The sequence below is a fragment of the Actinomadura gamaensis genome (assembly GCF_042652125.1).
Classification (GTDB): Bacteria; Actinomycetota; Actinomycetes; order Streptosporangiales; family Streptosporangiaceae; genus Spirillospora; species Spirillospora gamaensis.
In genome coordinates this window covers 198,578-213,056 of the sequence record NZ_JBHSIT010000003.1, presented here as the reverse complement: position 1 = coordinate 213,056, position 14,479 = coordinate 198,578, and the positions used below count along the sequence as shown (strand labels likewise).

Below are 14,479 nucleotides of genomic sequence, written 5' to 3'. Positions count from 1 at the left end.
TCCGTCGTCCTGTGGCCGCGGCGCCGGCGCCCCCTGCCGGGCCTGACGCCGCCGTCGGACTCTTCCGCCTGCCTGTGGAAACCGCCGTCCTGACGGCCGCCACTGGGGGGACATTACCTGACGATTGCGCTCCGGCCTCCGAGCAACGCCGTACCGACTCGCACGTGTGTCGCGCCACACGCGATCGCGGCCTCCAGGTCGCCGCTCATCCCCGCCGACACGATCGTGGCAGCCGGATGGGCCTCCCGCACCTCATTTGCGAGCCGGGCCAGCCGCTCGAACGCGGGCCGCGGCTCCTCGCCGAGCGGCGCGACGGCCATCACCCCGCCCAGTTCGAGGCCGTCCGCCGCGGCGATCTGGTCGGCGAGGGCGGGCACGTCGGCCGGGGCCGCGCCGCCCCGGCCCTCCTTGTCGTCCAGGGAGACCTGGACCAGGCAGCGCAGCGTGCGGCCCTCGTTCGCGGCGGCCTTCGAGAGCGCCCGCACGAGGCGGGAACGGTCCACCGACTGGACGACGCCGGCGTAGGACGCCACCGACTTGACCTTGTTCGTCTGCAACTGGCCCACGAAATGCCAGGTCAGGCCGAGATCGGCGCACTCGGCCGCCTTCGGGGCGGCCTCCTGGTCGCGGTTCTCGGCGACCTGGCGGAGGCCGAGTCCGGCCAGCAGCCGCACGTCGGACGCCGGGAACGTCTTGGTGACCGCGACGAGCGTCACGTCCCCGGGGTCGCGGCCCGCGGCGGCGCAGGCGGCGGCGATCCGCTCCCGGACCTCCGCGAGGTTGGCCGCCAGCTCGTCCCGGCGGCCCGCCGGCGCGTCAGAGATCCTCGGGGTCATCGCTCTCGTCGTCCTTCAGCCATACGAACCCGGCGAAGCGGCCGGTGGTGCCGTCGCGCCGGTAAGAGAAGAGGTCGGGGGTCTCGATGGTGCAGCGGGGGTCGACCCGGACGCCGGTGACACCGCAGGCGGCGAGCTGCTCGACGATGCCGGCGCGGAGGTCGAGGCCGGGCGTCCCGGCGCGGGTGGTCGCGTGGGCGGCGGGGACCTTGGCGGCGACCTCGGCGCGCATCTCGGCGGGCACCTCGTAGCAGGAGCCGCAGGCGGCCGGGCCGATCGCGGCGGTGACGCGCTCGGGCTCGGCGCCGTGCTCGCGCATCCGCTCGACCAGCGCGGGGACGACCCCGGCGAGGGTTCCGGGGCGTCCGGAATGGGCGCCACCGACGACGCCCGCGACCGGGTCGGCGAGCAGGACGGGCGCGCAGTCGGCGACCAGCACGGCCAGCACCAGGCCGGGGACGGTGGTGACGATGCCGTCGACGGCGCCGTCCGGGCCGGCGGGGGAGCTGACGAACGCGACGTCGGCGCCGTGCACCTGCCGCATCCACACGGTGCGGCCGGGCTCGACGCCGAGTTCGGCGGCGGCGCGCTCGCGGTTGGCGCGCACCGCGGCGGGGTCGTCGCCGACCGCGCCGCCGAGGTTCAGGCCGGCGTACGGCGCGCGGCTCACCCCGCCGGTCCGGCCGGTGAACGCCGCGCCCACCCCGTCGCCGAGGGCGACGCTGGTGATCACTCGGGGGGAGGCGGTCACGGTCACTTCAGGAAGTCGGGCACGTCGAGGTCGTCCTCGTCCTCCTCGAACACGACCCGGCGGTTGCGGGTCGGCGCGGGGGCGTTGCCGGACTCGCCGGCGTGGACGCGGGAGGGGGCGGGCTCGGGCCGGGGCGCGGGCGTGCGCGCGGAGTCGGCCGCGGGGGCGGCCTCGGCGCGGCGGTCGGCGCGGACGGCGGCGTGTGCCCCCGGCCCGGACGGCGCGGGCGCGGGGGGCACCGGCGCGGCCTGCGGCTGGACGGGGGCCGGAGCGGGCCGCTCGGTCTGCGGCGGCACCGGCGCGGGGGCGGGGGCCGGGGCCGGCGCGGCGGCGGCCTGCACCACGGGGGTGTGCGCGTGCGGCTGGCCGGACGGCTGGTGCCGCTCGGCCCGGTCGTGCTGCGGCGCGCCGCCGGACGGCTGCCCGGCGCCGGACGCCGGCTCGGCGGAGCGCCCGACCCGGCTCGGGATCGGGTTCGCGGCCGGCGCCGGGGCGGGCGCGGGCTGCGAGGCGGTCGGGTTGGGGGTGTTCTGCCGGGCCGGAGGAACCCGCCGCGCGTCAGCCTCCGGCGCCGGCCTGGTAGGGCGGCCCTCGTCGAACCCCGCGGCGATCACGGTGACCCGGACCTCGTCGCCCAGCGCGTCGTCGATCACCGCGCCGAAGATGATGTTGGCGTCCGGCGCGGCGGCGTTGGACACCAGCTGCGCGGCCTCGTTGATCTCGAACAGGCCGAGGTCGGAGCCGCCGGAGATGGACAGCAGCACGCCGTGCGCGCCGTCGATGCTGGCCTCCAGCAGCGGGCTGGAGATCGCCATCTCGGCGGCGGCCACGCTGCGGTCGTCGCCGCGCGCCGAGCCGATGCCCATCAGCGCCGAGCCCGCGCCGGACATGACCGACTTGACGTCGGCGAAGTCCAGGTTGATCAGGCCGGGCGTGGTGATCAGGTCGGTGATGCCCTGGACACCGGAGAGCAGCACCTGGTCGGCCGCCTTGAACGCGTCCAGCACGCTGACCTGCCGATCGCTGATCGACAGCAGCCGGTCGTTCGGGATCACGATGAGGGTGTCGACCTCGTCGCGCAGGGTCTCTATACCCGCCTCGGCCTGCATCGCGCGGCGCTTGCCCTCGAACGAGAACGGCCGGGTGACCACGCCGATGGTGAGCGCGCCGAGGGAGCGGGCGATGTTCGCCACGACCGGCGCGCCGCCGGTGCCGGTGCCGCCGCCCTCCCCCGCGGTGACGAAGACCATGTCGGCGCCCTTGAGCACCTCCTCGATCTCCTCGCGGTGGTCCTCGGCGGCCTTGCGGCCGACGTCGGGGTTGGCGCCCGCGCCGAGGCCGCGGGTGAGCTCGCGGCCCACGTCCAGCTTGACGTCGGCGTCACTCATCAGCAGCGCCTGGGCGTCCGTGTTGATCGCGATGAACTCGACGCCCTTGAGTCCCTCCTCGATCATCCGGTTGACGGCGTTGACGCCGCCGCCGCCGATGCCGACGACCTTGATGACCGCGAGGTAGTTCTGCGGTGCTGCCACGACGAGGGGCCTTTCCGCTCGCTATCTAATCGAGTCGCGGGCGGGACCGGGCCGGGCGCAGAGCCCGGCACAAACCCTCACCCTCAACTTGAGGCTTACAGTTATGTCAACCTGATGACTGATACGGACAGTAGGGCGGGCCAACGGCCAGGGTCAACTAACCTCCCGCCCAACCGCCCCGGCGTGTCGCGGTGCGCGGACTTGGCGAGACTTGCCCTGGTTGGTACGGCCGGTCCTGAAGCCCGTCCCCGGTCCGCTCCAAGCTTCCCCCATCGCGCCGTCCGAAGCGCTCCGACACACGGGAACTGTGCGTTCCGGAAGAACGACCCAGCGTGACGGCGGCGAGCGCTCAGTGCGTGGTGACCACTTCGGGCGAGCTGACGTCGATCGTGTTCGCGGCGCGCCCGGCGGCCGAACGGCGCAGCGCGTCCACCAGCCGCAGCTTTTCGGACGTCCGCTCGGCCGAGCCCCAGACGAGGGTCAGGCCGTCCGAAAGGCGCAGGGTGACCGCCTCCGGGGACGCCGCCGACACCTCGGCCAGCTTCTGCCGCAGCGACGCCGGCAGCGCCTCCACCACCCGCAGCGCGGCCAGGCTGGACGGATCGGACGGCCCCGGCGCGGCCACCGTGAGCAGCGGCAGCCCGGCCGGACGCGCCGGGCCGTCGGTCACCGTCACCCCGGACGCGTCGAGCTGGTAGAACCGGCCGTCCCGGCTCACCACCGCGCGTGGCGTCCGCTCGGTGACCTCGATCCGGACGGTCCCGGGCCAGCGGCGCTCGACCTTCGCCGACGCCACCTCCCGCAGCCGCTCCACCCGGCCCCGGATCACGCCGAGGTCGAGCCGCGCCATCGGCGACCCGAGCGAGATCCCCGCCGCCGCCTCGACCCGGTCCCGCGGCGCGAGCCTGCTCCCGCTCACCTCCACGTGCCGGACGACCAGGAGCTTCGACCCGAGCAGGACCCATCCGGCCGTCCCCAGCAGCCCCACGACCAGCAACGCGACGAAAACGACCTTCCACCGATCCGGCCGCCGCCGTCCGGCCGGCCCGTCCCCCGCCCCCCGAGGACGCCGCCGCCCCCGCACCGCCGCAGACTCCGGGCCCGCGCCACGCCCCCGCGCACTCCTCGACTCGCGCACCATCCCGGCCCCCCAATTCCCGCTCGACTCCCCCGCGGCCCTGCCGGGGACACCGTCCCCCCGCGCACGCTCCCGCGCCGCACCGGCCTCACGGCCAGTGCCGCCCCGCGGGCCACTGGAATCGCGCGCCCCGCTGACCTCGCGCGCCGCCCTCAACTTCCCCGCGTCACCGCGCTGCCGCCTAACGCTCGGCTCCTCCACGCTTCCGCGCTGACACCCGGCGCTCAACTTCCCCACGTCACCGCGCTGCCGCCTAACGCTCGGCTCCTCCACGCTTCCGCGCTGACACCCGGCGCTCAACTTCCCCACGTCACCGCGCTGCCGCCTAACGCTCGGCTCCTCCACGCTTCCGCGCTGGCGCCCGGCGCTCGACTTCCCCGCGTCGCCGCGCTGACGCCCGGCGCTCGGCTCTTCCGCGCTTCCGCGCTGACGCCCGGCGCTCGACTTCCCCGCGTTCCCGCGCTGACGCCCGGCGCTCGGCTCCTCCGCGCTTCCGCGCTGACGCCCGGGGCTCGACTTCCCCGCGTTGCCGCGCTGACGCCTAACGCTCGGCTCCTTGGCGGGGGCGGGGTGGTGCGGAGGGTGCGGGGCGCGGTCTCGCGTGGGGGGTGGGGGGCGCCGTTGGCCGGTGCGTGCCGTGGGCCGCCTCGCCCGGGGGTCGGTCATGGTTCCAAGGATGGCCGCCGGACGGGCCGAAGCCACGTCTCCACGCCGCGCCGGCCGCCGGAGCGTTCCCGCGTCCGGGGCCGGCGTGCGGGTCAGCGGGCGGCCAGGCGGTCCAGGATGCGCGGGCCGAGGCGGGTGACGTCGCCCGCGCCGAGCGTGATCACGATGTCGCCGGGGCGGACGAGGCCCGCCACGACGTCCGGGACCTCGTCGAACACCGGGGCGTACACGGTCTCGGTGCCGGACGGGACGCGGGCGGAGATCAGCTCGCCGGTGACGCCGGGCTCCGGGTCCTCCCGCGCGCCGTAGACGTCCAGGACGACCGCGACGTCGGCGAGGCCGAGGGCCGCGCCGAACTCGGCGGCGAAGAACCGGGTGCGGCTGTACAGGTGCGGCTGGAAGACCGCGACGATGCGGCCGTCTCCGTCGCGTCCGTCCAGGTAGTCGCGGGTGGCGGACAGGTCGGCGGTCAGCTCGGTCGGGTGGTGGGCGTAGCTGTCGAACACCTCGGCGCCCGCCGCCTCACCCTTGCGCTCCAGCCGCCGCATCGCGCCGCCGAACCCGCGCAGGCCCTCGCGGACGGCCGCCAGGTCGAGGCCGAGCGCGTGCGCGACGGCGACGACGGCGGCGGCGTTGAGGGAGTTGTGCCGTCCGGGGACGCTGAGCACCACTTCGCCGAGCCCCTCGGCCGCGCCTTCCAGGACGAACCGGGACCCGAGCCCCTGCGGCGTGAAGCCGGTCACGCACAGGTCCGCGTCGGCGGCCTCGCCGTAGGTCAGGACGCGGAGCCCGCGCGAGCGGGCCAGGGCCGCGAGCTCGCGCGCGACCGGGTCGTCCGCCCCGGCGACGACCGCGCCGCCGTCCTCGACCCGGCCCACGAACTTCGCGAACAGCTCCTTGACCTGCTCGAACCCGCCGTAGTTGTCCAGGTGGTCGGCCTCGACGTTGGTGATCACCGCGACGTGCGGGGTGTACATCAGGAACGAGCCGTCGCTCTCGTCGGCCTCGGCGACGAAGACCTCGCCGGTGCCCTCGTCCGCGCCGAGGCCGGTCGTGACGAGCTGCCCGCCGATGCAGTAGGACGGGTCGGCCCCCGCGTGCTGGAGCGCGACCGTCAGCATCGAGGTGGTGGTGGTCTTGCCGTGCGTCCCGGCGACGGCGACCGCGCGGCGGCCGGCCATCAGCGACGCGAGCGCCGCCGACCGGTGCAGGACCCGCAGGCCCCGCGCGCGGGCGGCGGCGAGCTCGGGGTTGCTCTCCCGGATCGCCGAGGACACCACGACGGTCTCGGCGTCCCCCAGATGGGACGCGTCGTGCCCGACGAACACCTTCGCGCCGAGCCCGGCGAGCTGGCCGAGCAGTTCGGAGTCCTTGGCGTCGCTGCCGGACACGGTGATCCCGCGCTTCAGCATGATCCGCGCGATGCCGGACATCCCGGCCCCGCCGATCGCGACGAAGTGGACCCGGCCGAGCTCGTCCGCCGGGACCACGGCGGCCGGGTCGACCAGGCTCATCGGGCCTGTCCCTGCTGGTGCGCGGCCCGGACGACGTCGTAGACCATGCGCGCGAGCGCCACGTCGGCGTCGCGGCGGCCCATCCGCCCGGCCGCCTCGGACATGTGCGCCACCCGCGCGGGGTCGCGCAGGATCGGGATGAGCTGCCCGGCGATCCACTCGGGCGACAGCTCCGCGTCGTCCACGACCAGGCCGCCGCCGTTCTGGACGATCGGGTCGGCGTTGAGGCGCTGCTCGCCGTTGCCGTGCGGGAGCGGTACATACGCGGCGGGCAGCGCGACGGCGGTCAGCTCGGCGCAGGTCATCGCGCCCGCGCGGCACATGGCCATGTCGGCGGCGGCGTAGGCGAGGTCCATCCGGTCGCAGTAGGGGATGGTGACGTACTGCGGGCCGCCGCCGGGCGCCGGGTCGGGGACCTCCTGGTTCTTCGGCCCGACGATGTGCAGGACCTGGATCCCGGCCGCGCGGAACGCGGGCGCGGCGGCGACCGCGGCCCGGTTCAGCGACCGCGCGCCCTGCGACCCGCCGAAGATCAGCAGGGTCGGCAGCTCGGGCAGCAGCCCGAAGTAGGAGCGGGCCTTGTCGCCCATCGCCATCCGGTCCAGGTTGGCGATGTCGCGGCGCAGCGGGATGCCGACGAACCGGGCGTTCGGCAGCGGCGAGTCGTGGTGCGAGACGGCGACGTGGTCGGTGAACCGGGCGCCGAGCTTGTTGGCCAGGCCCGGCTTCGGGTTCGCCTCGTGCACGATGATCGGCACCTTGCGCTTGCGCGCGGCCAGGTAGCCGGGGGTGGCCACGTAGCCGCCGAAGCCGACCAGCACGTCCGCGTGCGCCTGGTCCAGCACGTTCGCCGCCGCGTTGATCGCGCCGCGCAGCCGGCCGGGGACGGTCAGCAGCTGCGGGGTCAGCGCGCGGGGCAGCGGCACCGGGGGGATCAGGGCGAGCTCGTAGCCGCGCTGCGGGACCAGCCGGGTCTCCAGGCCGCGCTCGGTGCCGAGGCAGACGATCCCGGTGTTCGGATCGTGGCGGCGCAGCGCGTCGGCGAGGGCCAGGGCGGGCTCGATGTGTCCGGCGGTGCCGCCGCCGGCCAGGACAACCCTCATGCTCGTTGACAACTCCTCAGCGTGTCCTCAGCGTGTTCGTCCGCGGGTGCGAGCGCCAGTGCGGACGGTTCGACCCCCGGCTCCGTCCGGTCAGGATCCCCGCGGTCCGATTCCCAGCCAGCTTAGGGCCCGTGACAGCGGTCCGGGGCCGCGCGCCGCCAGCGCCTGCCGGGCGCCGGGCTCGCGCTTGGCGAAAGCGAGCAGCATCCCGAGCGCGATCAGCGTCGGGATGAGCGCCGATCCACCATAGGAGACCAGGGGCAGCGGGATGCCTGTGATGGGAAGCACACCGATCACCGCGCCGATGTTCACGATGGCCTGGACGACCAGCCAGGCGGTCGCGCCCGCCGCGGCGAGCCGGGTGAACGGGTCCTTGACGCGGCGGGCGATGCGCAGCCCGGCGTAGGCGAGCAGCCCGAACAGGCCGAGCACGACCAGCGTCCCGACCAGCCCGAACTCCTCGCCGATGATGGCGAAGATGAAGTCGGTCTCGGCGTGCGGGAGGAAGTCCCACTTGGCCCGTCCCTCCCCCAGCCCGGCGCCGAACAGGCCGCCGGACGCCAGCGCCTGCAGGCCCTGGGTGCCCTGGTAGTTGAAGGTGAGCTGGTTGCCGGACTGGTCCAGGAAGCCGGTGAGCCGCTGCATCCGGTACGGCTCGACGAGGATCAGGATCGACACCAGCAGGCCGACGAGCCCGGCGATGCCGACGAACAGCCGGCCGGGCGCGCCGACCACCCACAGCAGCGCCAGGAAGATCGTGAGCAGCACCAGCGTGGTGCCGAGGTCGTTGCCGAGCATGACCAGCAGCACCAGCAGGCCCGCGCCGGGCAGCAGCGGCATCAGCAGCGGCCGCCACTCGGTGAGCTGGCCGAGCCTCTCCTTGCGGGCGAGCAGGTCCGCGCCCCACAGCACCAGGCCGAGCTTGGCGGGCTCGGACGGCTGGATCTGGATCGGTCCGAGGCTGATCCAGCGGGTCGCGCCGCCCGCCGCGCGGCCGAGGCCCGGCACCAGCACCAGGGCGAGCGCCGCGACCGACAGCAGCAGCATCGGGAACGCCAGCGCCCGGAACCCCTTCAGCGGCAGTCGGGACGCCGCCCACATGCCGGGCAGGCCGATCGCCATCCAGATCGCCTGCTTCTGGACCAGCGTGTACGCCGACCCGGTCTCCTGAAGCTGCTTCACGCTGGACGCCGACAGCACCATGGTCAGGCCGAGCGCGAGCAGCATCACCGAGCAGCCGAGCACCAGGTAATACGAGGTGAGCGGGCGGTCCAGCAGCCCGACGGCGGCGGCGACCTGCTCGCGCGGACGGGCCCGCGCGGCGCGCCCGCCGCCGGTCTTCGCCTGGTCCCGCTCCGCCGCGGGGGCCGCGCTCATGCGCGCGCGGACGCCTGCGCTGACGCCTGGGGGAAGAGCCGCCGGACCGCGTCGGCGAACGCGTCGCCGCGCGCCCCGTAGCCGGTGAACATGTCGAAGGAGGCCCCCGCCGGGGCGAGCAGCACGGTGTCGCCGTCCTCGGCGAGTGCGGCGGCGTGCGTCACGACTCGGTCCATCGCCCCAGTGTCGGTGTCCGGAACGTCCACGACGGGGACATCCGGCGCGTGTCGCGCGAGCGCTTCGGCGATCCGGGCCCGGTCGCGGCCGATCAGGATGACCGCGCGGAGCCGGTCCGCGCAGGACGCGACGAGGTCGTCGACGTCCGCGCCCTTCAGCAGGCCGCCCGCGATCCACACCGCGGACCGGCAGGCCGCCAGCGAGGACGCGGCGGCGTGCGGGTTGGTGGCCTTCGAGTCGTCCACGTAGTCGACGCCGTCCACGGTCGCGACGTGCGCGATGCGGTGCGGGTCGGGCACGAACGCCCGCAGGCCCTCCCGGACGGCCTCGGGCGGCACGCCGAAGGCGCGGGCCAGGGCCGCCGCCGCGAGGGCGTTGGCGACGTTGTGCGGCGCGAACGGCTTCACGTCGCGCAGCTCGGCGAGTTCGGCGGCGGACGTCTCCGGGTCGTCCACGAAGGCCCGGTCGACGAGCAGCTCCTCGACGACGCCGAGCTGTCCGGGGGCGGGGACGCCGAGGGTGAACGCCTTGGCGTCCGCCGGGCCGAGGCCGGCCGAGACCGGGTCGTCGGCGTTCACGACCGCCACCGACCCCGGCGCGAAGATCTTGCCCTTGTCGGCGGCGTACGCCTCGAACGAGCCGTGCCAGTCGATGTGGTCGGGCGTGACGTTCAGCACCGCCGAGGCGAGCGGCCGGAGCGTGGACGACCAGTGCAGCTGGTAGCTGGACAGCTCCACGGCCAGCACGTCGTGCTTCTCCAGCACCGCCTCGACGATCGGCGTGCCCACGTTCCCGACCGCGACCGCGTCGTGCCCGGCCGCGACCAGGATCTGCGTCAGCATCCGCACGCAGGTGGTCTTGCCGTTGGTGCCGGTGAGGGCGAGCCAGGGCGCCGCGCCGGCGGGGCGCAGCCGCCACGCGAGCTCGACCTCGCCGTAGATCTCGATCCCGGCGGACGCGGCGGCGGCGAGCAGCGGCACGTCCGGCTTCCAGCCGGGCGAGGTGACGACCAGCTCCGTCCCGGCGGGGAGGGTGTCGCCGTCCCCGAGCCGGACGGCCACGCCGCGGCGTTCGAGATCGGCGGCCTGCTCGCGGGACGCGTCGTCGTCGCGGGCGTCCACGATCGTCACGTGCGCGCCGCGCTCGGCCAGGACCCGCGCGGCGGCCCGTCCCGAGACCCCGAGCCCGGCGACGACGACCCGCCGCCCCTCGTACGACTCACCTTCCGTGGAGGACGGCCCGCCTTCTGCGGAGGGACGCTCCTGCCCGGCTGCGTCGGTCACTTCTTGGGCATCCATTCCAGGTAGAACAGGCCGAGGCCGATCGCGGTGAACAGCGCCGACATCAGCCAGAACCGCACGACGATCGTGGTCTCCGCCCACCCCGACAGCTCGAAGTGGTGCTGGAGCGGGGCCATCTTGAAGACGCGTTTCTTGGTCAGCTTGAACCCGCCGACCTGGATGATCACCGACAGCGTGATCATCACGATCAGGCCGCACAGCACGCCGAGCAGGAACTGGGTGCGGGTCAGGATCGCCAGGCCCACCAGGACGCCGCCGAGGGCGAGCGAGCCGGTGTCGCCCATGAAGACCTTCGCCGGCGGGGCGTTCCACCACAGGAAGCCGAACACGCCGCCGAGCACCGCCGCCGCGACGACCGCGAGGTCGAGCGGGTCGCGCACGTTGTAGCAGTTCGGCGCGAGCGCGAACTCGCAGGAGTTGCGCAGCTGCCAGTTGCCGATCAGCACGTAGGCGGCCAGCACCATCGCGCAGGGGCCGGCGGCGAGGCCGTCCAGCCCGTCGGTGAGGTTCACGCCGTTGGACGTCGCCGCGATCAGCAGCAGCGCCCAGATCACGAACGGGATCGCGCCGATCGCCGGCCCGAAGTCGCGCAGGAACGACAGGTGCGCGTCGGCGGGCGTGACGTCCAGGTGGTTCGGGAAGTTCAGCGACCCGACCGCGAACACCACCCCGACCAGGATGATGCCGATCATCTTGGCGCCGGAGCGCAGGCCGAGGCTGCGCTGCTTGAAGACCTTGATGTAGTCGTCCACGAAGCCGACCGCGCCGAGCCCGGTCATCAGGAACAGCACGAGGCCGCCCGAGACGGTCGGGCTGGTGCCGGTCAGCAGGTGCGCCGCGCCGTACCCGACGAGCGACCCGAGGACGAAGACCGTGCCGCCCATGGTCGGCGTGCCGCGCTTCTTCAGGTGGGCCTCCGGGCCCTCCTGGCGGATCATCTGGCCGTAGCCGAGCCGGTTCACGATCCGGATCCAGACCGGCGTGCCGACCATGCCGAACAGCAGGGCCACCCCGGCGGCGATGATGATGTTGGTCATGCCCGGGCACCCCCCGCCGCGCCGTCCTGCGACCTCGCCGGACCGTCCTGCAGCAGCGCCGCGGCGACCCGCTCCAGGCCCGTGACGCGGGAGCCCTTCACCAGTACGACGTCCCGCGGCCGGAGCCGCCCGCTGAGCGCGGTCACCGCCGCGCCGACGTCATCCACCTGTACCAACTCTCCCGTCCATGCCGCCACCTGCGCGGCCCCTTCGGCCACCGGCGCGGCGGCGCCGCCCACGACCACGAGGCCGGCGACGCCGCTCCGCGCGACATGCTGCCCGATCTTGGCGTGTTCCGCGACCGAGGCGTCACCGAGCTCGGCCATCTCGCCCAGCACCGCGAACGCCCGGCGGCCCCGGGCGACGTGCGCGAGCACGTCCACCGCGGCGCGGGTCGACTCGGGGTTGGCGTTGTACGCGTCGTTGATCACCGTCACGCCGTCCGGGCGCTCGGTGATCTCCATCCGCCACCGGCTGCGCGGCCCGGCCGCCGAGAGCGCCTCGGCGATGTCCGCGACGGGCATGCCCGCGGCGCGCGCCACGGCGGCGGCGGCGAGCGCGTTCGGGACCATGTGCGCGCCCATCAGGCGCAGCGCCACCGGCGCCGAGCCCTCGGGCGTGACCAGGGTGAACCGGCCGCGCCCGGCGTCGTCGAGCGACTCGTCCACGGCCCGGACGGTCGCGTCCGCGCTCCGGCCGAACGTGACGACCCGCGCCACGGTGCGGCTCGCCATCGCCGCGACGATCGGGTCGTCGGCGTTCAGGACGGCCGTGCCGGACGCGTCCAGCGCCTCGACCATCTCGCCCTTCGCCTGCGCGACCGCCTCGCGGCTGCCGAACTCGCCGAGGTGCGCGGACCCGACGTTCAGCACCACGCCGATCGACGGCCGCGCGATGCCGCACAGGTAGGCGATGTGGCCGATGCCGCGGGCGCCCATCTCCAGCACCAGGTTCCGGGTCGCGCCGTCCGCGCGCAGCACGGTCAGCGGCAGCCCGATCTCGTTGTTGAACGACCCGACCGGCGCGATCGTCGGCCCGCACCGCTCGACCACCTGGGCGATCAGGTCCTTGGTGGACGTCTTGCCCGCCGAACCGGTGATCCCGGTCACGGCGACGTCCGGGAGCCGCTCCAGCAGGCCGCGCGCGAGCAGGCCGAGGGCCTCCCGCACGTCCGGCACCACCACGGCGGGCCCGTCCACCGGACGGGCCGCTAGGACCGCGCTCGCGCCTCCGGCGAACGCCGCCGGGGCGAAGTCGTGCCCGTCGGCGCGCTCGCCCGGCAGCGCCGCGAACAGCGCGCCCGGCCCGGCCTCCCGGGAGTCGATCACAACGGGCCCCCGCACCACCGGCTCGGGGCCGTCCGGCGGAAGGCCGGTCACGACGCCGCGGGTCAGCTCGGCGACCGTCGACAGCGGAAGTGGGATCACGCCTGCGTCCCGTCCCCTCTCACGTCCTGCCCGTTCGACGCCCCGGAGGCCGCCGGGGTTCGCCCGGACGCCTCGCCCGGGTCCGCGGTCCGGTCGCGATCGCGCGCGCGGTCCCGCTGGGCCCGGATCGCCGCGCGGACGACCCGCCGGTCGTCGAACGGATGTACCTCACCGGCCACGTACTGGCCCTGCTCGTGGCCCTTGCCCGCGACGACGACCACGTCGCCGCGCCGGGCCCGGCCGATCGCCAGCGCGATGGCGGCCGCGCGGTCGGGCTCGACCACGATGTGCGCGCGCTCGGACTGCGGGACCTTGAGCCCGCCCTCGACCATAGCGGCGAGGATCGCCAGGGGATCCTCCGACCTCGGGTTGTCGTTGGTGAAATACGCCATGTCGGCCAGCCGCGCGGCGGCCTCGCCCATGAGCGGCCGCTTGCCGCGGTCCCGATCGCCGCCGCAGCCGAGCACGATCGTCAGCCGGCCCTCGGTGACCTTCCGCAGCGAGGTCAGGACGGCCTCGACCGCGCCGGGCTTGTGCGAGTAGTCCACCAGCGCGACGTACTCCTGGCCCTCGTCCACGCGCTCCAGGCGGCCGGGGACGCCGGTCAGCGACCCGACGCCGCGCACCGCCACCGGCAGCGTGATCCCGGCCTCCACGAGCGCCACGATCGCGCCGAGCGCGTTCGCCACGTTGAACGGGCCGGGGAGCTGGACGGCCGCGTCGGCCTCGATCCCGCCCGGGCCGAGCACGCGGAACACGCTGCCGTCCGCGCCGATCCGCACGTCCACCGCGCGCCAGTCGGCCGCCGGGTCGCCGGTCGCGGAGAACGTCGTGGTCGGGACGGTCGCGATGCCGAGCAGCTCGCGGCCGTACTCGTCGTCCAGGTTCACCACGCCGACCCGGCTGTAGCCGGGCGTGAACAGCCTCGCCTTGGCGAGGAAGTAGTCCCGCATGGTCGGGTGGTAGTCCAGGTGGTCCTGGGACAGGTTGTTGAAGATCGAGACGTCGTAGCGGGCGCCGCCGACCCGGTGCTGCTCCAGCGCGTGGCTGGACACCTCCATCGCCGCCGCGCCCACCCCGCGCTCGCGCATCATCGCGAACAGCGCGTGCAGGTCGGTCGACTCGGGCGTGGTCAGCTCGCCGGGGACGGTGTCGTCCCCGATCCGGATCTCCACGCCGCCGACCAGGCCGGTCGTGTACCCGGCCGCGCGCAGGCCCGCGTCCAGCAGGAACGTCGTGGTGGTCTTGCCGCTGGTGCCGGTCACGCCGATCAGCGTCAGGTCGCGGACCGGGTCGCCGTACACCCACGAGGCGGCCCGGCCGAGCACGGCGCGCGGGTCGTCCACCACCAGGACGGGCAGCCCGGCCTCCGCGGCCTGCTCCCGCCCGGCCGGATCCGTCAGGATCGCCGTGGCGCCCTTCTCGGCCGCCTGGACGGCGAACCGGGCGCCGTGCACGCGCGCGCCCGGCAGCGCCGCGTACACGTCCCCGGGGAGCACCGCCCGCGAGTCGTGCGTGATCCCCGAGACGGTCACCCCGGACCACTCGTCCGCGGCCGGGAGCCCCAGCGTCGACGCGAGGCCCGTCAGCGGACGGGCCGGGTTGGAGGTCGGGCGCATG

11 protein-coding genes are annotated in these 14,479 nt (G+C 74.9%); all 11 read right to left on the bottom strand.

What is annotated here, in order from left to right; translation table 11 throughout:
- Window positions 1-113: 113 nt before the first annotated feature.
- Window positions 114-836, bottom strand: a complete 723-nt coding sequence (locus ACFPCY_RS11380; RefSeq protein WP_378254109.1) for a YggS family pyridoxal phosphate-dependent enzyme — start codon at window positions 834-836, stop codon at window positions 114-116.
- A complete protein-coding gene (gene pgeF, locus ACFPCY_RS11375) occupies window positions 817-1,569 on the bottom strand; it encodes a peptidoglycan editing factor PgeF (protein ID WP_378255120.1) in 753 nt (250 codons plus the stop codon). Before pgeF ends, ACFPCY_RS11380 begins: the two co-directional genes overlap by 20 nt.
- 20 nt (window positions 1,570-1,589) lie before the next feature.
- Complete coding sequence (ftsZ, locus tag ACFPCY_RS11370) at window positions 1,590-3,119, bottom strand: cell division protein FtsZ (RefSeq protein ID WP_378254107.1); 1,530 nt, start codon at window positions 3,117-3,119, stop codon at window positions 1,590-1,592.
- A gap of 349 nt (window positions 3,120-3,468) precedes the next feature.
- Window positions 3,469-4,107: a cell division protein FtsQ/DivIB gene (locus ACFPCY_RS11365; RefSeq protein WP_378255119.1), complete on the bottom strand. Its 639-nt coding sequence runs from the start codon at window positions 4,105-4,107 to the stop codon at window positions 3,469-3,471.
- A gap of 908 nt (window positions 4,108-5,015) precedes the next feature.
- Window positions 5,016-6,437 carry a UDP-N-acetylmuramate--L-alanine ligase gene (gene murC, locus ACFPCY_RS11360; protein ID WP_378254105.1) on the bottom strand — a complete coding sequence of 474 codons (1,422 nt, stop codon included), beginning with the start codon at window positions 6,435-6,437 and terminating at the stop codon, window positions 5,016-5,018.
- Complete coding sequence (gene murG / locus ACFPCY_RS11355; protein ID WP_378254103.1) at window positions 6,434-7,540, bottom strand: undecaprenyldiphospho-muramoylpentapeptide beta-N-acetylglucosaminyltransferase; 1,107 nt, start codon at window positions 7,538-7,540, stop codon at window positions 6,434-6,436. The genes murC and murG overlap by 4 nt, the downstream gene beginning before the upstream one ends.
- Window positions 7,541-7,630: 90 nt before the next feature.
- Window positions 7,631-8,917, bottom strand: a complete 1,287-nt coding sequence (gene ftsW / locus ACFPCY_RS11350; RefSeq protein WP_378254101.1) for a putative lipid II flippase FtsW — start codon at window positions 8,915-8,917, stop codon at window positions 7,631-7,633.
- Window positions 8,914-10,377, bottom strand: coding sequence for a UDP-N-acetylmuramoyl-L-alanine--D-glutamate ligase (murD, locus tag ACFPCY_RS11345; protein WP_378254099.1), 1,464 nt, complete (start codon window positions 10,375-10,377; stop codon window positions 8,914-8,916). The genes ftsW and murD overlap by 4 nt, the downstream gene beginning before the upstream one ends.
- On the bottom strand, window positions 10,374-11,432 hold the full coding sequence (mraY, locus tag ACFPCY_RS11340) for a phospho-N-acetylmuramoyl-pentapeptide-transferase (RefSeq protein WP_378254097.1): 1,059 nt from the start codon (window positions 11,430-11,432) through the stop codon (window positions 10,374-10,376). The genes murD and mraY overlap by 4 nt, the downstream gene beginning before the upstream one ends.
- Window positions 11,429-12,859, bottom strand: coding sequence for a UDP-N-acetylmuramoyl-tripeptide--D-alanyl-D-alanine ligase (locus tag ACFPCY_RS11335; RefSeq protein ID WP_378254095.1), 1,431 nt, complete (start codon window positions 12,857-12,859; stop codon window positions 11,429-11,431). The genes mraY and ACFPCY_RS11335 overlap by 4 nt, the downstream gene beginning before the upstream one ends.
- Window positions 12,856-14,478, bottom strand: a complete 1,623-nt coding sequence (locus ACFPCY_RS11330; protein ID WP_378254093.1) for a UDP-N-acetylmuramoyl-L-alanyl-D-glutamate--2,6-diaminopimelate ligase — start codon at window positions 14,476-14,478, stop codon at window positions 12,856-12,858. Before ACFPCY_RS11330 ends, ACFPCY_RS11335 begins: the two co-directional genes overlap by 4 nt.
- Window position 14,479: the final 1 nt, after the last annotated feature.